The organism is Amycolatopsis coloradensis (genome assembly GCF_001953865.1).
Taxonomy (GTDB): Bacteria; Actinomycetota; Actinomycetes; order Mycobacteriales; family Pseudonocardiaceae; genus Amycolatopsis; species Amycolatopsis coloradensis.
In genome coordinates, this window is record NZ_MQUQ01000010.1 from 255,185 (window position 1) to 274,888 (window position 19,704).

The following is a 19,704-nucleotide window of genomic DNA, read 5'->3' on the forward strand; positions in this document are numbered from 1 at the left end:
TTGCCCTATCAGTTCACCCTCGACGACGTCGCCTTCCTGCGCTCCGGCGCGGGAAGCGCGGCGATCGCCGAATGCTCGTCCCTGCCGCTGACCGACAAGACCCGCATCGCCGACGTCGCCGCCGTGCGCCGGATCGCCCCGGACCACGCGGCCGCGGTACTGGAAACGGTGGTGCTGCGGCGGAAGTCGTCGGCCAAACTGGACTCCGCGGGGTCGTGGCTGTTCACCGGCGACGCACTCCAGCAGGCCAGCGCGACCGCGGTCGCCCGGCATCGGGCCTCGCGGCTGGCGGATCGTGACGTCCACGACGTGACCTGTTCCGTCGGCGCGGACCTGATCGAGATCGCCCGCGTCGCGCGCCGGGCGATGGGGTCCGATCTGGACGAGGTCCGGCTGGCGATGGCACGGCACAACTCACTTGAGGCCACTGTCGCGCCGGTGCTGGTGCGGGCGGACGCGTTGCGGCCGGTCAGCCGTTCCTCGGTGGTCGTCGCCGATCCCGCTCGCCGTGACTCGGCCGGTCGCCGGGCGTGGAAACCCGCCGATTTCCTCCCGCCGCTGGACGGCCTCGTCGAGGCTTACGCGGGGCGGGAGCTTTCGGTCAAATGCGCGCCGGGTCTCGATTTCTCCATCGCGCCTTGGGCGGACGAGGTCGAACTGGTCTCTTTGGACGGTCAGGTCCGCGAGGCATGCCTGTGGCGTGGCGCGGGATCCACCGTGTCCCGGCGGGCGACGGTGTTGCGTTCGGACGGTACACAGTGGACGATCACCGACGACGACTCCGACGAAATCCCCGTCCGTGAGCCGGGTGAATGGATCGTCGATCCCGACGGCGCCGTCGTCCGGGCTGGACTTGTGCGGCATTACGCGGCGCGACATGGCTTGTGGCAGCTCGACGAACGCATCGCGTATCTGACCGGCGCCGTTCCACCGCCGGGAATCCGGGCGTTCCGGGTGTTCGAGTACGGACCGTACAGCGAGAAGACTCTGCGCGTGCTGCTGAAAAAGCACGAGGTCGGCCGGCTGGAGATCCTCGTCCGAGGACTTGACATAGATCCGGATGCCCTGCGGCGCAAGTTAAAGCCTCGTGGCAGCGAAGAAGCCACTTTGGTGCTGACCCGAATCGGCCGTTCTGGAGTAGCGTTCCTGTGTCGCGCCCAGCTGACGTGAGGAGTACGGCGGCGCGACCATCGTGATCGGCTTCGGCGAAGACGGTCACGCTGAGTTCCCGGGAGCCGCCGAATCCGGGACAAGTACCGCCGTGACGGAATATCCACGCGGACGGCGTCGCTGTGCCTGGTATCGGAAACCCCCGAGGGAGCTGATCCATGTCTGACAAGAAGGTGCTGAAGCCGAGCGCGAACCACCCGATCACGGTGGCGCCGAACAAGGCGCGCGTGGTCGTCACGGTCGGCGGCAAGGTGGTGGCGGACAGCGCGAACGCGCTCACGCTGCAAGAGGCGGACTACCCGCCGGCGCAGTACATCCCCCGTGCCGACGTCGACTTCGACGTGCTGGAGCGGACGGAACACTCGACGTACTGCCCGTTCAAGGGTGATGCGTCCTATTACAGCATCCGCACCGGCGACGGCGTCGCCGAGAACGCCGTGTGGACCTACGAAGCGCCGTACGACGCGGTCGCCGAGATCAAGAACCACGTGGCGTTCTACCCGGCGAAGGTCGACGCGATCGAAGAGCGCTGACCCCGCCCTGCCCGACGATGCGATGAAGGACGCTTTCATGGCGAAATTTCGCCATGAAAGCGTCCTTCATCGCATCGCGGAGTGGGCAAGGGCGGCACCGGGGTTCTTCCGGGTTGCGGCCTCCGCGGTCACGGAACGTGGTCGACCCGGTCCCCGTCGGCGGCCAGTGAGGTGTCGGGCTCGATCCGCCAGACCTCCGGTCCGGGAGCCTTGAGGAGCGCGTCGATCAAGGCCTCCTCACCGGCGACGAGGGTCGAGTCGAAGTCGATCTCGGTGGCCACGCACCACGCGCGGTCGTCCGGCCAGAACAGGTTGGGCGACTGCGCCTCGAACCAGTTGGGCCGCGGCCGCCAGCCGAGCTTCTTCGCCGAGGCCAGCGGCCCGGCGAACATCAGGTACTCGCGGCCGGGATGCCGCAGGCGCGGCGCGTCGAGCTGCTCGCGGGACAAGGTCGTCTCGTCGGCCCAGCCGTAGCCTTCCCCAAGGCAGAACCAGGTGCCGAAGTGGACGTATGGTCGCCGAGGACGGCCGGCAGGGCGGCGAGACTGTGTGACGGCAGGGTGCCACGTCCTGGCGGGGAGCCCCGCCAGAGCGAGCCGGTGAGGTTCACCGGATCCGGGGAGCCCACGAGCGCGTGCCACTGCATGGCGCCGTGGGCACGCCGACCCGTCTCGGCCGCGGCTTCGCTCCAGTTCGCCCAGCCGCCGCGGTCGCGTTCGGCGGGATGGCAGAGCCGGGCATAGGCGGCGTAACCGCGCGGGACCGTGCGGCAGGCCGCGCCGAACCCCCCACCGAGCCTGGAGGAGATCCACTCGGCGGGGGTCGGGTCGAGTATCGGCCGCAGCACGCCGGCAGTCTTCAGCGAGATCAAGGGGCTCGCATCTTGTCGGTGGGTGGAGGCATACTGCCGGGCGTGGGTGTTCCGCTGCGTCGCCGGTCGGGCCGATCGGTGTACCGCGAAACCACGCCTGCCGCGGCGGTGGCAGGCGTGGTCGAGAGCGCTTGGACGGGTTTGGTGGGGCGCAGCCGTCCGCTGAGGGTGTTCCCGGACGGCTGCGTGGACCTCGTCTGGGACGGGCGGGTGCTCGCCGCGGTCGCCACGGTGCGCGGGGTGCTGTGGCACGAGCTGCCGTCGGCGGACTGGACCGCCGGGCTCCGCCTGCGCTGCGGTGCCGGCGGCGCGGTCCTGGGCCTGCCGATGACGGAGCTGGCCGCGGGCGCCACACCGTTGCGCGACCTGTGGACCGCGAGGGCCCTCGGTGCGGAGTCCCGGCTGGCCGCGTGCGTGACGCCTCGCGAGGCGCGATCTGTGCTGGAAGACTTGGTCGCCGAAAGGCTCCGGGACGTCGAGTTGGACGGGCTGTCCGTCGCGGCCGCCCGCGCGTTGGGCGAGCCCAGCGCCCGCACCGACCGGGTGGCGGCGGAGCTGGGTGTGAGCGAGCGCGGCCTTCGGCGGCACGTGCGGCACGACGTCGGCGTCGGCCCTAAGGAGCTACAGCGGGTGCTGCGGTTCCACCGGTTCCTCAAGCGGGTCGAGGCCGTCGCGCGGGACCACGCGTCGCTCGCCGATGTCGCCGCCGATGCGGGCTACGCGGATCAGTCCCATCTCGGCCGGGAGTGCCGTCGGCTGTCGGGCACCTCGCCCGGTGCGCTCGTGCGGTCCTGGGCTGGCCGAAACGTTCCAGACTGAGACGGCCCGCCGAGGCGAAGATCGGGAAATGGTCGAACCTTTCCGCGTCACCATCGACATCCGCACGGACGATCTCGACCTCAACGGGCACGTCCGCGGCCCCGCCTACCTCGCGTACGCCGATCACGCGCGCTGGGAATGCGTGTGGGCGGCCGGAGTGGATCCGACGGCGCTCAAGGCCGGGAACCTCGGCCCGGTCAACCTCGAAACCACGATCCGGTTCCGCCGTGAGCTTCGCGCCCGCGCGCGGATCGACGTCCTGACCAGGTTCATCTGGCAGCCGGGCAAAGTGTCACGGGTCGTCCAGGAGTTCGTGACACCGGACGGGGCAGTGGCCGCCGAGGTGGAGAGCCTTTCCGGACTGCTGGATCTCGAACGACGGCGCCTGGTCCCGGACCCCGGGCGGCACTGGCGAAAGTACGCCGTGCGGCCGGAAATCCTCGGCCTGGCCTCGTGATCACCCGGTCCTCCGCTGGTACAATTCCGTGGCCTCGCCCCAAAGCTCCGGCTCCGCTTCGAGATCACGCAGGTCGCGATCGGGTCGTCGCGCCGGATGATCAGCAGTGCTTCACCCCTTTCGATCTGGCGGCGGACTTCGTCTCGCGGAAAGCGTCGCGCGGTCGCACACGCGTGTCGTCCGTCTGATCACGCGTGCTGTCCGTCTGATCACGCGTGTCGTCCGAACAGTCACCCGAAACACCCATTCACGACCAAGCCGATCTTGTGCTAGCGTCGATCTCGAGCCCCGTATGGGCCTACGCATGGAGGTAGCGGCTACTCAGCCCCCAGAGATCGGCACACACCGTCTCTCGCATTCAGTCATCCCCGCGTCGTGGGATGACGCCTCCATGCGGTGCGCCCGAAAACGGGCGTCTCCAGACTTGTCGTGCCTTTTTCGGTGGCTGTTCCGCGCCCTCCTGTCGACACATCGATGGGAAAGGATCGCGTTGACCGGCTTCAACGACCAGGTGATCGAGGAATTCAGGCGGACCAAGGGAAAACTCGGCGGCATGTTCGAGGGGTGGGAACTCGTCCTGCTCACCACCACCGGCGCCAAGAGTGGTAGACGGCGCACGAATCCGTTGGGGTACCTCGAAATCGACGGCAAGACCGTCGTCGTCGCTTCGAATATGGGCGCACCCGCGCATCCGGGGTGGTATCACAACATCCGGCACGATCAGCGGGTCACGATCGAGACGGGGACCGAGAGCTACGAGGCGATCGCGGCCGTTCCGCCGTCGGCGGAACGTGACGTGTTGTTCGCGAAAATCGTCGCCGAGGAACCGGGATTCGCCGAGTACCAAGCGAAAACGACGCGGGTGCTGCCCGTGGTGATCCTGCACCGGATCGACGACCGGGTGCGGGGGATGGGGGACTTCCTGGTGGAGGTCCATGAGTGGCTGCGCGAGGAACTCAAGACGTTGCGTGTCGGGATCGACGACCTCGTGGCCGAACGCGCGGATTCGCTGGTCATGGAGAATTCCCTGCGAGCGCACTGTGTTTCGTTCTGCGAGGCGCTGGCCAAACATCATACCGGCGAAGACAGGGGTGCGTTTCCCATGCTGGCGCAACGGTTTCCCGCACTCGCACCGGCCTTGACGAAGCTCGGGGAGGATCACGTCGTCGTCGCGGAGTCGCAGAAGCGGATCCGCGAACTCGTCGAGGGGTACGTCCACGGTGAGAGTGATCCGGTCCGGTTGCGTGACGACTTCGAAGCGCTCGCGAGCAGGCTTGAAGCACATTTCGCCTACGAGGAGGAAACCGTCGTCACGGCGCTCAACGTGACGGCGCCGGCGCCGGATTTCGGCTGAGTGGAGGCGGCGCCCTGGGGTTTCGGCCCCGGGGCGTGTATCATTGGCAGTGGCGACGCCCTCTCGGCGTAACGCCGCTCCAGCGCGAGGCGGGTGGAAAACGCCCCCGGCCTCGCCGAAGACCGCCAACGAGCGGTCCCCCTCGAAAGGTCTTACCGTTAAAACTCACAGCACGGACAGTGCGCTGTTCAGCCACCCGCTCGACGCCCAGGTCGAGCGGCACGATCACGCGACTCCCCAAGGAGAGCGATACATGGATCTTTTTCGCGAACCCTCTTATCCCGCACCGGAACCTTCGGCCGACGCCGTTCGTTGAACGGGATAGATCAACGTTTTGGGTGTCGTGTTGTCCAAGCACGCTCGCGCAGAATTCGTCGCGACGCCTTTCGTGCGCCGTGGCGTGAAACATGCCCTGGCCATCGACAAGAGACAACAAAATGACTTCAGTTCTAAGACGCCCGGACAGCGAAGAGCGGCAGCAGCCGCAGCCGCTGTTGTCCGGGGAGCAGTCCAACACCGAAAACTTTCTCGTCAAACTGTTCGCGGTGGTGCCACTGCTGGCACTCGCCGCCTCCGTCCCCTTCGCCTGGGGTTGGGGACTCGGCTGGGTGGACCTCGGCCTGGCCGCCGGGTTCTACTTCCTGACCGGACTCGGCGTGACCGTCGGGTTCCACCGCTACTTCACCCACGGCGCCTTCAAGGCCAATCGCGGCCTGCGGATCGCGCTCGCGGTCACCGGCAGCATGGCCATGCAGGGCCCGGTCATCGGCTGGGTGGCCGACCACCGGCGCCACCACGCCTTCTCCGACCGTGAAGGCGACCCGCACTCCCCTTGGCGCTTCGGCACCGGCCCGGCCGCGCTGGCCCGCGGGTTCTGGCACGCCCACATGGGCTGGCTGTTCGACCGCGAGAAGACCAACGCGCAGCGTTTCGCGCCCGACCTGCTCGCCGATCGCGACATCGCCCGGATCGACAAGCTGTTCCCGGTGCTCACCGTCGTCACGCTGCTCGCGCCCGCCGTACTCGGCGGCCTGATCACGATGTCCTGGTGGGGAGCGCTGACCGCGTTCTTCTGGGCGAGCCTGGTCCGCGTCGCGCTGCTGCACCACGTCACGTGGTCGGTGAACTCGCTCTGTCACCTGATCGGTGACCGCCCGTTCGCCGCCCGCGACAAGTCCGCGAACTTCTGGCCGCTCGCCATCGCCTCGATGGGCGAATCCTGGCACAACTCCCACCACGCCGACCCCACCGGCGCCCGGCACGGCGTCCGCCGTGGCCAGCTCGACATCTCCGCGCGGCTGATCTGGCTGTTCGAGAAGGCGCGCTGGGCGACCGACGTCCGGTGGCCGAAGGCCGACCGCCTCGGCCGCAAGCTCAACCCCGGCCACTCCTTGTCACCGCACCGGAGCGCGCGACGAGCATGACGGCGGCGAGGGTGAGCGCGGCGCCGATCCAGGTCAGCGCCGTGGGACGCGGACCGGGCGCCACCAGGTCGATCACCACCGCGCCCAGCAGCTGACCCGCGACCCCGGCCAGCCCGAACACCAGCACCCCGAGGTACCGGACGACCAGCGTCGCCACCGTGATGGCGGCGACGCCGAGTAGTCCGGCGAGGTAGAGCCGTGGTTCGGCCGGGAGCGCCCCGGCCGGGCCACCGCCCAAGGCCAGTTCCACCAGCAGCACCACGCTCAGGGTGATCGCGGCGACCACGAAGTTCAGCAGCGTCGCGGGCCACGGCGAGCCGGTGGCGGCCGCCACCCGTCCGTTGACCGCCGACTGGAGAGCGATCCCCGCGCCCGCCAAGACCGGCAGGAGCAGCAGAACCGGCGATACCGCGCCGCTCATCCGGTCGAAACCCGCGAGGGCGACGGCCGCGACACAGGCCATCGCGCAGCCGACGCGGACGGCGGTGATCGGCTGGTGCCCGGCCGGCCCGAGCCCCCGGTGGTCGACGGCGAGGCTGCCGACGGCGGTGCCGCCCACGACGGCCACCGTGAACACCGCGACGCCGAGCGCGCCGACGCTGATACCTTGCCCCGCGACGAACAGCGCGCCGCACACCCCGCCGGCGCAGTGCCACGGCCGCAGGCCGCCGTTCCGCAGAGCCGAGAACAGCATCCGTGTCCCGCGTCTTCCGGCCGGGAGCGCGGGCACGAGGGTCAGCAGCAAGAACATTCCGATCGACGTCGAAATCAGCGACGCCGTCACCCCGTCGCCGAGGCGCGTGCCCAGTTCACCGGTCAACCGTGACTGGAGGGCGAGCCCGGCCCCTGTCGCCACCGCCGCCCCGGCCCCCATCGTGCGTCTCCGCCTGCTTATTCCGGCGCGCTCATCGATACTCACGTACGAGGATCATGCCAAGAAGAAGGCGAGTCTGGTCAGGGTTTCGTCGGGGGGAGGCCGAAGCGCGCGAACAGGGCCGGATCGAGGAACGAGGTGATCGCGGAGATCCGCTCGTCACGGAGGGACAGCACGTTGAGCGACCACGCGTGGTGCTCGACGTCGGCCGATTCACCGACGTAGCAGGCGACGGCGGGCTGGCCGTTGGCGGTGATGATCTCGTTGCGCCAGCTGGGGCACCGGCTGATCGGGACCTCGACGGCGAAGTCGGAGACGGCCTCGATGCCGCGGTACCAGTGGGCGAGCGGCGGCATGGACCAGGTGACGTCCTCGGTCAGCAACGCCACGAGCGCGTCCGCGTCGCCCCGGTCCAAGGCGGAGGCGAAGTCCGCGGCGATCTCGCGGACCCGCGCGTCTTCGAGTTTCCGCAGTGTCCGCTGCTGGCTCGGCGACGGGACCTTCTCGGCCACGATCGCCCGCGCGCGTTGCAGCGCGCTGTTCACCGCCGCGACCGAAGTGTCCATGGTGGACGCGATCTCGGCGGCGGAGAAGCCGAGGACGTCAAAGAGCAGCAGCGCCGCCCGCTGATTGCCCGGCAGGTGCTGCAACGCCGCGACGAACGCCAGCTCGACGGCCTCACGCTGCTCGTACCGGGTGTCGGGCCCCGCCGGGCCCCGGCCGAGGCTCCCGTCGGGATACGGGCCGAGCCACGCGACCTCGGTCACCGGGGCGTGTTCGAGCACGGCCCGCTCGCTCGACGGGCCGAGGTCCATCGGCAGGGCCCGCTTGCCGCGCGCGGCGGCGGTGTCGAGGCAGGTGCGGGTGGCGACGGTGTAGAGCCAGGTGCGCATCGAGCTGCGCCCCTCGAACCGCTCCAGCCCCCGCCAGACCCGCAGGAGCGCGTCCTGCAAGGCGTCGTCGGCGTCGTGGGTCGAGCCGAGCATGCGGTAACAGTGGGCGTGCAACTCGCGGCGCAACGGCTCCACCAGGCGGTTGAACGCCGCGTCGTCCCCGTTACGGGCTTCGGCGACGTCCGGGTCGTCGGCGCGCAGTATATCTTCGCTCACAATCGATGATTGTGCACTCAGTCGCCGCGAAGTGCCGTGACGGCGGGGGTGAACATCGTCATCTTGATCGCGGAAAGCGTGCCGCGGTCCTTCCCGGCCAGCGGGCGGACGAGGTCGGCGGCGTACTCGATCAGCGCGGGTTTCTCGGCGACGGCGTCCACGAGACCCAGATCCCGCGCGTCCGTGCCGCCGAACCGGCGTCCCGTGGTCATCGACGCGATGGCGGCCGCGGGGGTGATCTTGCCCTGGATCAGCCCCGCCATCCCCCGCGTGAAGGGGATGTTGATGTCCGCCTCGGGGAAGCAGAAGTACCCGCGGTCGGCGCGCATCACCCGGAAGTCGTGCGCCATCGCGAACATCGCCCCGGCACCGAAGGCGTGCCCGTTGATCGCGGCGACCGTGTGCACGCCGAGGGTGAGCACACGGGCCAGCAGTTCGTGGACGTCACCGACGTACTCCGCGGCCTGGGCGGCGTTGCTGGTGAGCCAATCGAGGTCGAGGCCGTTCGAATAGAACTTCCCGGAGCCGACGGTGACCAGCACCGCGGGATCCGGATGCGCGACGACGGTGTCCAGCAGGGAATGGACGGTTCGCAGCCAGGACGGCGAGAAGCGGTTCTCGTCGTCGCCGAGGTCCAGCAGGAACACCGGGGCGTCGTAGCGCAGAGTCGGCATTTGTCAGTCCTTTCGTGGGGGTGGGAGCAGGAGAACGGCGCGGACCGCGGCGGAGAGCCTGCCACGTGTGTCTTCGGAGATCGGCCCGCCCTCGGTGAACGGTCGAAGGAACAAGGCGGTCGGCAGATCGACCACACAGGTCGTGAGTATTTCGACGGCCCGGGCGTCCCGCCTGCCCCAAAGGCGGCCGGCGAGCCTGACCAGAAGCGTGACCAGTCGTTTGTCGAGCGCCACGACAGCGCCGGCGAGGTCTTCGGGGACCCGCGGGCCGAGCAGGTGCTCCTTCTTGACGGTGATGAGCAGCCGGGCCGCCTCCGGCCTTCGGGCGGCGAAGGCGGCGGGCGCGTCGGCCGCGGCGATGGTCGCCGCGACCGGGTCCACCTCCTGGTCGGCCAGCTCGGTCTGGAGGTCGAGGAAGTCGCTCGCCGCGCGGAGCCAGACGCGGGCCAGTAACGCGCCGAGCGAGCCGAAGGCGTGATAGATCGTGCCGTTGGGGACTTCCGCGGCGGCCGCGAGGGACCGGACGGTGACGCCGCGCGGCCCCACGTCGGCGACGAGGCGTTCGGCCGCGTCGAGCAGCCGATCCAGGTCGTGCACGCGGGGGCGGGCCATGCGGCGAGAATAACAGAGCGCTTGCTCTAAAACTTGCCGACGCTGGTTGTGACGGGCTTCACGCGCCGCGCTGTCACATCGGTTCGGTGGCCGGGGTCAACCCCGCGAACCACCGAGAAGCAGAACCAGCGCGAACCTTAGGGAGAAACCGAAATGTCCACTGCTTACGTCATCGTCACCAGCGTCGGAGCGTTCATGGCCGCTTTCTCGGCCGCCTCGATCTTCTTCCGCGCCAAGTGGGTCGTGCAGCCGCTGGCCGACTACGGCGTCCCCCACGCGTGGTGGAACTGGCTCGGCGTCGCCAAGGCCGCGGGCGCGCTCGGCCTGATCGCGGGCCTGTGGCTGCCCGCGATCGGCGTCGCGGCCGGAATCGGCTTGGTGCTCTACTTCGCCGGCGCCGTGATCACCGTGCTCCGCGCGCACTGGCCGTCACACGTCGCGTTCCCGCTGATGTACCTGGCGCCTGTCGCCGCCTCCCTGGTGCTCGGATTCGCCGCCTGATGTCAGGCGTCCGGGGACCACACCGCGAGTTCGGCGCCGCCGGGCTCGCGGAAGTGGAACCGGCGCCCGCCGGGGAACGAGAACGGCTCGACCGTGACGACTCCGCCCGCGGCCTCGACGGAACCCCTCGCCCGCGCGAGGTCGTCGGTGCGGATCGTCACCAGCGGCGCGGCGGTCTGCCGCGGGGTGTCCTCCTGGAAACCCAACGAGACCACCCCGCCACTCCGGACGTCGGCGTATGTGGGGCCGTAGGCCGTCGCTGTCCAGCCGAAGGCCTTCTCGAAGAAGCCGCTGGAGCCCGCGGCCGAACTCGACGGGAACTCGACGAAGTCGATTTCGTACATGGGCCGGAAGGTACCCCGGCCCACCGACAGAAACTCCTCAGACGCTGCGCAGCACCGAAACCACGACGCCCAGCACGGCCGCGCGGTCCCCGTCGATGACGTCGTAGGCGGGGTTGCGCGGTTCGAGGTACACGTGGCCGTCGCGGCGGCGGTACACCTTGACGGTGGCCTCCTCGTCGATCATCGCGGCGACGATCTGGCCGGAGTGCGCCTCCTGCTGCTGCTTCACCACGACGATGTCGCCGTCGCAGATCGCCGCGTCGATCATCGAGTCGCCGCGCACGCGCAGCCCGAAGACGTTGCCCCGCCCGGTAAGTTCCCGCGGAAGGGTCATCACGTCGTCGACGTGCTCGACGGCCGAGATCGGCGTTCCCGCGGCGATGTCACCGACGACGGGGACCGGCACGGAGTCCTCTGTGGATTTTCGCGACGTGGTGCCGTGCAGGAACGCGCGGACGTCTATCGGGCGGGAAATCGAGCTGCTGCGACGGAGGAAACCCTTCTCCTCCAAGGCGGCGAGATGTTTCGACACCGAGGACGTCGACCGCAGCCCGACCGCTTCGCCGATCTCACGCGTGCTCGGCGAGTACCCGTGCTCCACCACCCATTCGCGGATGGTCAGCAGGATCTTCTGCTGCCGCTCCGGCAGGGAAGCGGCTTCCTCGAACACGTCAAGATCGTGGTAGGCGGTCATCCGCGGAATGGTAGTTCGTGCAGGCCGCCGCGATCGCCGCGGTGTCCCAGTAGAACGGCCGCACCTCGGTGATGCGCCCGTCCTCGACGGTGATCGTCTGCAGGATCGGGAAGTCCAGCTCGCGGCCGGTGGCCCTGGCCCGGACGTGCACGTGGGTCAGGACGACCAGCGGGCTGGTCTCGCTCAGGAAGCTCTGCTCCACCATGTCGAAGACGTCCCAAGTGCCGCTCATGGCGAGGAAGAACCGCTCCATGCCCTCGTGGCCGCGCCAGATTCCGCCGTACGGCAGACCTTTCGCCTGGTGCAGCACCACATCGGGGGAGAAGAACGGCGCGAGCGGCGCGAAGGACGACTTGCCGGGCCCGCCCGCGGCGAAGTAGTCGGCTTCCGCCGCGTACATGCCTTCGAGGACGGACAGGGCAGCTGGTGACCGGGTCATGGTGATCACTCTTGTGCGTGACGAGTACGGGCGCTGGCGGTTATCCGTCGTGAAGATCGGCCGGATGGCCGCCCCGGCCGGACCGAAAGTCCGATCCCCCGGAGGCTTTCGCGAGGTTGACTCGATCGTATGAACAGGAAGATCACGGCCGCGGCGCTGACCGCGGCGACGGCCACCTTCGCCCTGACCGGATGCGGTCTCAAAGAGGGACTGACCGAACGGGCGAACGGTCACGTCAAGACGGTCGGCTACTCGACCGGCGTGGAAGGCAAGCGGGACAAGGACGCGCGGGTGCCGGACTGGGTGCCGGACCGGGCCGTGTCGATCACGGAGGTCATCCGGACCACGGGTTCGGAGCGGCTCTTGCGGTTCACCGGCGGGACACTGCCCGCCGAATGCGTGCCGGGTCCTGCCGCGACGCGGGCGGCCACGCTCGTCGCCCAGTGGTGGCCGCGGGGTCAGGAAGGCCGGACCGACAAGGTCTGCGGGGAGTGGCACGTGCTCGTCCAGGACGACGCCGTGTACGCGTTCAAGCCGGAGACGCTGGTGAGCACGAGGTCCTGAGCCGTCCGGCCTGTGCCTGAATGGCGATCACGCGTGCTTGGACGGCGATCACGCGTGATGGGACGGCGATCACGCGTCGTCGGGGGGTGTGAGGGCGTCGGCGCAGGCGACGAGGTCGGCCAGTAGCCGGTCCTGCTGGGCCGAGGTGAAAGGTTCGAGCATGCGCTTCTCGACCGCGCGCACGAGACCGCTGGCGGTGCGGAGCTGGGCGCGGCCTGCGGGGGTGAGCGTGCTGGGCAGGGCGCGGCCCTGTGGCGCGGTCGCCGGGCGGGTGACCAGTCCGCGGTCCTGCAATCCGCGCAGCACCAGGTTCATCGACTGCCGCGTGACGAACACGGCTCGCGCGAGTTCCGCGTTGGACAGTCCCGGCCGTTGCGAAAGCACTTCGAGGCAGGAGTACTGCGGCACGGTGAGTTCGAGGGGACGCAAGGCAGTCTCCATGGCCGCGCGAAGCGCCGTCGCCGCACGTTTGAGCATGTACCCCACCGCCAGGTCCAGCGGGCCGACCGTCTCGCCTTGACTCATGTCAGCATCATGACATACCTTGTCGATGTCAACACACTGACATTCATGGAGGACGAAATGACCGTGACCGGACCCGACTTCTTCTCGCTGCAAGTCCGCGACCTCGATCGCGCGGCCGGGTTCTACGAGACCCACCTCGGGCTGCGCAGGCTGCCCGTCGCCCCGCCCCACGCGGTGGTCTTCGGCACCGCGACGATCCCGTTCGCGGTGCGGGAACCCGTGCCGGGGATGGACCTGGACGCCATCTCCCCGCAGCCGGGGGCAGGCGTGGCGCTGTGGCTGCACGCCGACGACGCGCAGGCGCTACACGACCGGCTGGTCGCGGCGGACGTCCCCATCGTCACGGAACCGTTCGACGGGCCGTTCGGCCGCACGTTCGCCCTCTCCGACCCGGACGGCTACACGATCACCGTGCACGACAAGGCCTGAACCCGCCTGCCGGAGCAACTCGAGGGCCCGCGCGTCGGTGGAGCCGGCCGTCGTCGTGCACACGATCAGCAGCTGATCCGGTGAGCGGGCGATCGACAGGGTCTGCTGGGTCACCGTCACCGTGCCGACGACGGGATGGTGCAACTCGTAGGCCGCGGCGTCGCAGGGCTGCACGCGGTGGTCGCCCCAGAGCGCGACGAACTCCGGGCTTTTCATCGTCAGCTCGCCGATCAGCTCCGCGAGCAGCGGATCGTCGGGATGCCTGCCGACGGTGATCCGCAGATTCCCGACCACCGCGCGGATCTTCCGCTTCCAGTCCACGTAGAGCTCGCGGTTGTGCGGGTCTAGGAACAGCATCCGGCCGATGTTCGGCCGTCGCGCCGGATCCTCCGGGGCGTGGAAGTCCAGATGACCGGCCAGCAGGGCGTGTCCGAGGCTGTTCCACGCCAGGACGTCCGAGCGGCGGCCGAGCACCAGCGCGGGGGCCTCGACGGCGCGCAGGAGATCCCGCGTCTCGTCGTGGAGCTTCTCCGGGCGAGGGCGGCGTGCCCGTGGCTTGTGGCGGGCGATGCCGGCGAGGCGGCCGAGGTGGTCGCGTTCGTGATCGTCGAGCAGCAGCGCGCGGGCGATGGCGTCGAGCACTTCGGCCGAGGCGCCGCGGGACATGCCCTGCTCCAGCCGCGTGTAGTACGAGACGCTGACGCCCGCGAGCTGGGCGAGTTCCTCGCGCCGCAACCCGGCGACCCGGCGGCGCGGCCCGAAGTCGCGCAGGCCGACGTCCTCCGGTCGCAACCGCGCCCGCCGCGCCCGAAGGAAGTCGCCGAGCGGTCCAGGTCCGTCCATGATCCGAGTATCCGCCGCCGCTGCCCGCCTCAGCCACACCCCGCCAGTGGTAGGACAACCGGGGCGTGGTCCCCGCTCGCCCGCGTCGCCAGGCTCGGTCACATGGATGAGATCACCATCGGCGACGTCACGGTCACCCGTGTCAAAGAGTTCTACGGTTCGGTCGAGATGACACCGGCCGAGTTCCTGCCGGAAAGCCCCGAAGGCTCGTGGGACGAGCACCGCGGCTGGCTGGCGCCCGACTTCTGGAATCCCGAGACGGACGAGTGCCACTCGGCGATCCAGTCCTGGCTCCTGCGCAGCGAAGGACGCACGATCCTCGTCGACACCGGCGTCGGCAACCACAAGGACCGGCCGTACGCGGCGGTGTGGAACCGTCTCGACACCCCTTACCTCGACAACCTCGCGGCCGCCGGTGTGCGGCCCGAAGACGTCGACGTCGTGGTCAACACCCACCTGCACATCGACCACGTCGGCTGGAACACCCGGCTCGACGGCCGCCACTGGGTGCCGACCTTCCCCAACGCCACCTACCTGATGCCGAAGCGGGACTTCGAGTTCTGGGATCCGGCCAACGAGCACAAGTCCGTGCTGGGCCGGGGCAACCAGAACGTTTTCGAAGACAGCGTCGCGCCGGTCCGCGAGGCGGGCCTGGCCCGGCTGTGGGACGGCACGCACCGGATCGACCGGAACCTGCGGCTCGACCTCGCCGCCGGCCACACCCCCGGCTCGTCCGTGCTCACCCTGGAATCGGGTGGCGAGCACGCGGTGTTCGTCGGCGACCTCGCGCACTCCGCGCTGCAGATCGTGGAGCCGGACACCAACTCCGCCTTCTGCGAGGACCCGGCCGAATCCAGGGCGACCCGGCAGCAGGTGCTCGGCCGCGCCGCCGACCACAACGCGCTCGTCTTCCCGGCGCACTTCGGGGCCCAGGGCGCCGTGCGGGTCGAACGCAGGGGCCCGAAGTTCGCGATCAAGGAGTGGGCAGGCTTCTCCCGCCTGTCCTGAATGGAGTTTCCGTGTCTCCACGAGTAGAAATCCCGGCGGGCGCCGTACGCGGCCTCCGCGACTCCTTCGGTGAGCTTTACCGCGCGATCCCGTACGCGGCGGCCCCGATCGGTGCCGGGCGCTTCGCCCACCCCGAACCGCGTCCGGGCTGGTCGGGCGTCCGCGACGGGACCCAGCCGTCGCCGACGGCTCCTCAGCCGGTCCGCGACTTCGGCGGTCTCGACATGACGCCGTACTTCGGACCGGGCTGGGTCCGGGGCGAGGAATACCTGACCGTCGACGTCCGCACGCCCGCCGCGGACGACGGCAGGCGCCCCGTCATGGTCTTCGTGCACGGTGGCGGATTCGTCACCGGCTCGACCCGCGCCGCGCTCTACGACGGAAGGGCGTTCGCCCGCGACGGCGTCGTCCTGGTGACGGTGAACTACCGCCTCGGCGTCCCCGGCTTCCTCGACCTGGACGGCGCGCCTGCCAACCGGGGGCTGCTCGACGTACTCGCCGCGCTCGGCTGGGTACGCGAGACGATCGCGGCGTTCGGGGGAGACCCGGGCAACGTCACCGTCTTCGGGCAGTCCGCGGGCGCCACGCTCACCGGAGCACTGCTGGCGGCGCCCAAGGCCAAGGGACTGTTCCGGCGGGCGATCGTCCAGAGCGGCAACGGGACCGGAGCCTTCACCCGGGAGCAGGCACGCCGGGTCACCGTCGCGGCGGCGTCCGCGCTGGGCGTGGACCCGACCGCCGAGGCGTTCGGCGCGATCCCGGACGAGCGGTTCCTGGAGATCCTGCCCGCGCTGGCAGCCCTCGATCTCCGGACGGAGACCGCGACGGACCCGCTGGCCGGGCTGAGCCCGTTCAGCCTGGTGCTCCCGGTCCAGCCGGCCGACGCTCTCGCCGACGGTCCGGCGGGCGACGTCGAGCTGCTCATCGGCACCAACACCGAGGAAGGAAACCTTTACACCGCAACGAAAGAAGAAGCCGAAGTGCTCGGGAAAACCCTGTTCGAGGCCGGTACCGCGCGCCTGGCGCGGGCCCACGCGCGGATCTCGGGCGGCCGCACCCACGTCTATTCGTTCGGGCACCGGTCGACGGCGCGGGACGGGTGGCTCGGCGCCGCGCACACCGTCGAGCTGCCGTTCGTTTTCGACGTCGCCGACGAGCCGTGGCTGCACGGGGACACCGGCCTGCTCGGACCCAGCCCCGCCCCGGACGGTCTCGCGACCAGGGTGCACGGCGCGTGGATCGCGTTCGCCAAAACCGGCGACCCTGGTTGGGCCGGGTACGACGAGATCGAGTTCCTCGGCTGACAGGGCGTGTCAGGCCGGTGCCAGCGCCGTGTGCGCCGGCTGCCAGTGGCTCGGGACAGTCTCTGGAATGTCATTCCAGTCGCGAACTTCCGAGGAGTCACCATGAACACCACTGTCTCGATCATCGGCGCCGGGCTCGGCGGCCTCACTCTCGCCCGCGTCCTGCACGTCAACGGGATCCCGTCCACGGTCTACGAAGGGGAGGAGTCGCCGATGGCGCGGGCGCAGGGCGGGCTGCTCGACATCCACGACTACAACGGCCAGCTCGCCGTCGAGGCGGCCGGATTGATGGAGGAGTTCCGCGGCCTCGTCCTGGAGGGCCATCAGGCGCTGCGGGTCCTCTACCGGGACGGGACCGTTCTGTTCGAGAAGGGCGACGACGGCACGGGTGGCCGTCCCGAGGTCTACCGTGGTGAGCTGCGGCAGATGTTGCTCGACTCGCTCCCGGACGGCACCGTCCAGTGGGGCCGCAGGGCCGTCGACGCCAGGACACTCGACGACGGGCGCCACGAGGTGACGTTCGCGGACGGCGCCACCGTCGTCGCCGATCTCCTGGTCGGCGCTGACGGCGCGTGGTCGCGGATCCGGCCGCTGCTCACCGCCGCCACTCCCGAATACACCGGCGCGTCCATTGTCGAGACCTACCTGTACGACGCCGACACCCGGCACGCCGCCGCGGCGAAGGCGGTCGGCGGCGGATCGATGTTCGGGAACGGGTCCACGCCAGGCAGGAGCATCAACGCGCACCGCGAACGGGGCGGCACCCTGCACACCTACACGGAGGTCACCGAACCGCTGGACTGGTTCGCGGCCATCGACTTCACCGACACCGCCGCGGCCACCGCGCGGATCGCGCGCGAGTTCGACGGCTGGGCCCCGGAACTCACCGCGCTGATCACCGAAAGCGACGTCGCGCCGATCCACCGGCCCTTCTTCGCCCTGCCTGCCGGCCGGTGGGGCCGGGTGCCGGGGACGACCCTCGTCGGCGACGCCGCCCACCTCGGGGCGCCGAACGGCGAAGGCGCCAACCTCGCCATGCTGGACGGCGCGGAACTCGGCAAGGCCCTCGCCGCGCACCCCGGCGACGTCGAGGCAGCCCTCACCGAATACGAGCAGGCCATGTTCACCCGCTGGGAAACCCCCGTCGACGAGGAATTCCTTCTCGAGACTCTGTTCGGCGACGACGTCCCTCCGCGGCTGGCCGCCTTGTTCGACGCCGAGTGAGCGGAGCCGCCCTTTGTGCTGCCCGGTCGGCGGGTCCTCAAGGGCGGTGATCCGGTGACGATGGCCTTCATGCGTGGAATTCCCGAACGATAGAGGCGCTGGCGTTGACGATCGGTGTCACGCTCCCGGCGGAGCGCCGTCGACAGCCGCCCCATCCGCAACGCGGCCAGTAATCCCACGACAAGTTGGTGCTCTGGGACTGCCACCTGCACAGCGACCAGAGGTGGGTCTGACCCGACGTCCACTCCTTTCCGCCGGAAAGGAGTGGACGGAGGAGGCCCGTCCTTGTACCTTGCGGTGGACCGTGACACCGCCCGAGGAGGTGAGACCCATGAACGCTGTATCGCTGTGGGTGCTCCCCGTTTTGTCACGGCAGGGCGGCTGACCGAGGTGTCGCCGGGAGCGCCATCAAGGCACTCCCGAAAGGCACACCTGTGGATTCACCGAATTTCGACGTGATCATCGCCGGCTGCGGGCCGGCAGGCGCGACGCTGGCCGCCGAACTGCGGCTGCACGATGTGCGCGTACTCGTACTGGAGAAGGAAACCGAGCCCGTCTCGTTCGCCCGCATAGTCGGGCTGCACATCCGCAGCCTCGAACTGCTGGCGATGCGCGGGCTGCTGGAACGCGTTCGTGAACACGGAAGACAGCGTCCGGCGGCCGGTTTCTTCGCCGCCATCGCCAAACCCGCGCCCGAGGGCCTGGATTCCGCGCACGCCTACCTGCTGGGCATCCCGCAGCCGGTCATCGTCCGCCTTCTCGAAGAGCACGCGATCCAGCTGGGCGCGGAGGTCCGGCGCGGTCGCGCGGTGGCTGGTTTCGAGCAGGACGACGACGGGGTGACCGTCGAGCTGGCCGACGGCGAACAGCTGCGGACGCGCTATCTCGTCGGCTGCGACGGCGCACGCAGTACGGTGCGCAAACTGCTCGGCGTCGGCTTCCCCGGCGAGCCCTCACGGACCGAGACGCTCATGGGCGAGATGGAAGTGAAGGCGTCGCGGGAGGAGATCGCCGCCAAGATGGCCGAACTCGGCGGGATCCATAAATCATTCTGGCTCCGGCCCGTCGGCGAAAAGGTCTACAGCGTCGTCGTTCCCGCATCAGGAGTCAGTGATCGCGCGGAATCGCCCACCCTCGGAGATTTCGAACAAGAGCTGCGTGCCATCGCCGGAACCGATTTCGGTGTGCATTCCCCGCGCTGGTTGTCCCGCTTCGGGGACGCCACCCGGCTGGCTGAAAGTTATCGGGTCGGGCGGGTGCTGCTGGCGGGCGACGCGGCGCACATCCATCCACCCACCGGGGGACAGGGCCTCAACCTCGGCGTGCAGGACGCCTTCAACCTCGGCTGGAAACTGGCCGCCCGGATCCGTGGCTGGGCCCCGGAAACACTGCTGGACACCTACCAGGCCGAACGCCATCCCGTCGCCGCGGACGTACTGGACAACACCCGCGCCCAGATGGAGCTTTCGTCCCCCGAACCGGGCCCGCGGGCCGTGCGCAGGCTGCTCACCGAGTTGATGGACTTCACCGAGGTGAACCGCTACCTGATCGAGAAGATCACCGCCATCGACATCCGGTACGACTTCGGCGAAGGTCCCGACCTGCTCGGCCGCCGCCTGCGCGACATCGACGTGAAACAAGGCAGGCTCTACGACTTGCTGCGCCACGGCCGCGGTCTGCTGCTGGACCGCACCGAACGCCTGACCACCGGCGGCTGGTCGGATCGGGTCGATCACGTCGCGGATCCCACCGCGGGGCTGGACGTCCCGTGCGTCCTGCTTCGTCCTGACGGCCACGTCGCCTGGATCGGTGACGACCAGCGGGACCTGGACGAGCACCTCGCGCGCTGGTTCGGCTGATCCCGGCAAGTGTTCCAAGTCCGTGAAGGACTCTGGGTCCCTCAAGGAGTCCTTCACGGACCGCGAGTTCCGA

At 69.5% G+C, this 19,704-nt stretch carries 23 protein-coding genes and 1 pseudogene; 13 read left to right on the forward strand and 11 right to left on the reverse strand.

Annotated features, from left to right (window positions below; genetic code table 11):
* Both BS329_RS19510 and BS329_RS19515 read left to right on the forward strand, forming a co-directional pair.
* Positions 1-1,170 carry a class I SAM-dependent methyltransferase gene (locus BS329_RS19510; RefSeq protein ID WP_076162649.1) on the forward strand — a complete coding sequence of 390 codons (1,170 nt, stop codon included), beginning with the start codon at positions 1-3 and terminating at the stop codon, positions 1,168-1,170.
* Between the two features lie 158 nt (positions 1,171-1,328).
* On the forward strand, positions 1,329-1,703 hold the full coding sequence (locus tag BS329_RS19515) for a DUF427 domain-containing protein (RefSeq protein WP_076162650.1): 375 nt from the start codon (positions 1,329-1,331) through the stop codon (positions 1,701-1,703).
* Positions 1,704-1,831: 128 nt separating this feature from the next.
* On the opposite strand, the gene BS329_RS44645 is transcribed toward BS329_RS19515, so the two are convergent.
* Together BS329_RS44645 and BS329_RS44650 are read right to left on the reverse strand one after the other, a co-directional pair.
* Entirely contained in the window at positions 1,832-2,152 is a 321-nt protein-coding gene (locus tag BS329_RS44645) for a hypothetical protein (RefSeq protein WP_244197222.1), read from the reverse strand.
* Positions 2,095-2,550: a hypothetical protein gene (locus BS329_RS44650; RefSeq protein ID WP_244197223.1), complete on the reverse strand. Its 456-nt coding sequence runs from the start codon at positions 2,548-2,550 to the stop codon at positions 2,095-2,097. Before BS329_RS44650 ends, BS329_RS44645 begins: the two co-directional genes overlap by 58 nt.
* A 66-nt stretch (positions 2,551-2,616) precedes the next feature.
* Between BS329_RS44650 and BS329_RS19525 the strand changes: the two genes are divergently transcribed.
* From BS329_RS19525 to BS329_RS19545, 4 genes are all read left to right on the forward strand, one after another.
* Positions 2,617-3,393: a helix-turn-helix domain-containing protein gene (locus BS329_RS19525; RefSeq protein ID WP_076162651.1), complete on the forward strand. Its 777-nt coding sequence runs from the start codon at positions 2,617-2,619 to the stop codon at positions 3,391-3,393.
* A gap of 28 nt (positions 3,394-3,421) precedes the next feature.
* Complete coding sequence (locus BS329_RS19530; RefSeq protein ID WP_076162652.1) at positions 3,422-3,850, forward strand: acyl-CoA thioesterase; 429 nt, start codon at positions 3,422-3,424, stop codon at positions 3,848-3,850.
* 490 nt (positions 3,851-4,340) lie between these two features.
* Positions 4,341-5,204 carry a nitroreductase/quinone reductase family protein gene (locus BS329_RS19540; RefSeq protein WP_076162653.1) on the forward strand — a complete coding sequence of 288 codons (864 nt, stop codon included), beginning with the start codon at positions 4,341-4,343 and terminating at the stop codon, positions 5,202-5,204.
* A 437-nt stretch (positions 5,205-5,641) separates the two neighbouring features.
* Positions 5,642-6,628: an acyl-CoA desaturase gene (locus BS329_RS19545; protein ID WP_208619233.1), complete on the forward strand. Its 987-nt coding sequence runs from the start codon at positions 5,642-5,644 to the stop codon at positions 6,626-6,628.
* On the opposite strand, the gene BS329_RS19550 is transcribed toward BS329_RS19545, so the two are convergent.
* The 4 genes from BS329_RS19550 to BS329_RS19565 are packed head-to-tail and all read right to left on the reverse strand — an operon-like array spanning position 6,579 to position 9,897.
* Positions 6,579-7,547, reverse strand: coding sequence for a DMT family transporter (locus tag BS329_RS19550; protein ID WP_208619234.1), 969 nt, complete (start codon positions 7,545-7,547; stop codon positions 6,579-6,581). The genes BS329_RS19545 and BS329_RS19550 overlap by 50 nt on opposite strands.
* A gap of 35 nt (positions 7,548-7,582) precedes the next feature.
* Complete coding sequence (locus BS329_RS19555) at positions 7,583-8,611, reverse strand: sigma-70 family RNA polymerase sigma factor (protein ID WP_076162655.1); 1,029 nt, start codon at positions 8,609-8,611, stop codon at positions 7,583-7,585.
* Between the two features lie 17 nt (positions 8,612-8,628).
* Positions 8,629-9,285, reverse strand: coding sequence for an enoyl-CoA hydratase-related protein (locus BS329_RS19560; RefSeq protein ID WP_076162656.1), 657 nt, complete (start codon positions 9,283-9,285; stop codon positions 8,629-8,631).
* A 3-nt stretch (positions 9,286-9,288) separates the two neighbouring features.
* A complete protein-coding gene (locus BS329_RS19565; protein WP_076162657.1) occupies positions 9,289-9,897 on the reverse strand; it encodes a TetR/AcrR family transcriptional regulator in 609 nt (202 codons plus the stop codon).
* A 153-nt stretch (positions 9,898-10,050) separates the two neighbouring features.
* Here BS329_RS19565 and BS329_RS19570 point away from each other — a divergent pair, with 153 nt between their 5' ends.
* A complete protein-coding gene (locus BS329_RS19570) occupies positions 10,051-10,398 on the forward strand; it encodes a DoxX family protein (protein ID WP_076162658.1) in 348 nt (115 codons plus the stop codon).
* A 2-nt stretch (positions 10,399-10,400) separates the two neighbouring features.
* Here the strand turns inward: BS329_RS19570 and BS329_RS19575 are convergent, their stop codons facing one another.
* From BS329_RS19575 to BS329_RS19585, 3 genes are read right to left on the reverse strand one after another with little or no spacing between them, the layout of a single operon-like run.
* Entirely contained in the window at positions 10,401-10,742 is a 342-nt protein-coding gene (locus tag BS329_RS19575; protein WP_076162659.1) for a VOC family protein, read from the reverse strand.
* Between the two features lie 37 nt (positions 10,743-10,779).
* Complete coding sequence (gene lexA, locus BS329_RS19580; protein WP_076162660.1) at positions 10,780-11,436, reverse strand: transcriptional repressor LexA; 657 nt, start codon at positions 11,434-11,436, stop codon at positions 10,780-10,782.
* Positions 11,414-11,875: a nuclear transport factor 2 family protein gene (locus BS329_RS19585; RefSeq protein WP_244197224.1), complete on the reverse strand. Its 462-nt coding sequence runs from the start codon at positions 11,873-11,875 to the stop codon at positions 11,414-11,416. Before BS329_RS19585 ends, lexA begins: the two co-directional genes overlap by 23 nt.
* 129 nt (positions 11,876-12,004) lie before the next feature.
* Here BS329_RS19585 and BS329_RS19590 point away from each other — a divergent pair, with 129 nt between their 5' ends.
* Positions 12,005-12,439 carry a hypothetical protein gene (locus BS329_RS19590; protein ID WP_076162661.1) on the forward strand — a complete coding sequence of 145 codons (435 nt, stop codon included), beginning with the start codon at positions 12,005-12,007 and terminating at the stop codon, positions 12,437-12,439.
* A gap of 69 nt (positions 12,440-12,508) precedes the next feature.
* On the opposite strand, the gene BS329_RS19595 is transcribed toward BS329_RS19590, so the two are convergent.
* Complete coding sequence (locus BS329_RS19595; protein WP_076162662.1) at positions 12,509-12,964, reverse strand: MarR family winged helix-turn-helix transcriptional regulator; 456 nt, start codon at positions 12,962-12,964, stop codon at positions 12,509-12,511.
* A gap of 57 nt (positions 12,965-13,021) precedes the next feature.
* On the opposite strand from BS329_RS19595, the pseudogene BS329_RS44655 reads away from it, so the two are divergent.
* Positions 13,022-13,312 (forward strand): annotated as a pseudogene (locus BS329_RS44655) (VOC family protein); the annotation flags it as partial.
* Here BS329_RS44655 and BS329_RS19605 read toward each other — a convergent pair.
* A complete protein-coding gene (locus tag BS329_RS19605; protein ID WP_076162664.1) occupies positions 13,268-14,236 on the reverse strand; it encodes a helix-turn-helix domain-containing protein in 969 nt (322 codons plus the stop codon). The pseudogene BS329_RS44655 and the gene BS329_RS19605 overlap by 45 nt on opposite strands.
* A 102-nt stretch (positions 14,237-14,338) precedes the next feature.
* On the opposite strand from BS329_RS19605, the gene BS329_RS19610 reads away from it, so the two are divergent.
* The 4 genes from BS329_RS19610 (at position 14,339) to rox (ending at position 19,631) form a co-directional block, all read left to right on the forward strand.
* On the forward strand, positions 14,339-15,244 hold the full coding sequence (locus BS329_RS19610) for an MBL fold metallo-hydrolase (protein WP_076162665.1): 906 nt from the start codon (positions 14,339-14,341) through the stop codon (positions 15,242-15,244).
* Between the two features lie 11 nt (positions 15,245-15,255).
* On the forward strand, positions 15,256-16,548 hold the full coding sequence (locus BS329_RS19615) for a carboxylesterase/lipase family protein (protein ID WP_076162666.1): 1,293 nt from the start codon (positions 15,256-15,258) through the stop codon (positions 16,546-16,548).
* Between the two features lie 102 nt (positions 16,549-16,650).
* Positions 16,651-17,772 carry an FAD-dependent oxidoreductase gene (locus BS329_RS19620; RefSeq protein ID WP_076162667.1) on the forward strand — a complete coding sequence of 374 codons (1,122 nt, stop codon included), beginning with the start codon at positions 16,651-16,653 and terminating at the stop codon, positions 17,770-17,772.
* Between the two features lie 434 nt (positions 17,773-18,206).
* Entirely contained in the window at positions 18,207-19,631 is a 1,425-nt protein-coding gene (gene rox, locus BS329_RS19625; RefSeq protein WP_208619235.1) for a rifampin monooxygenase, read from the forward strand.
* Positions 19,632-19,704 lie beyond the last annotated feature (73 nt).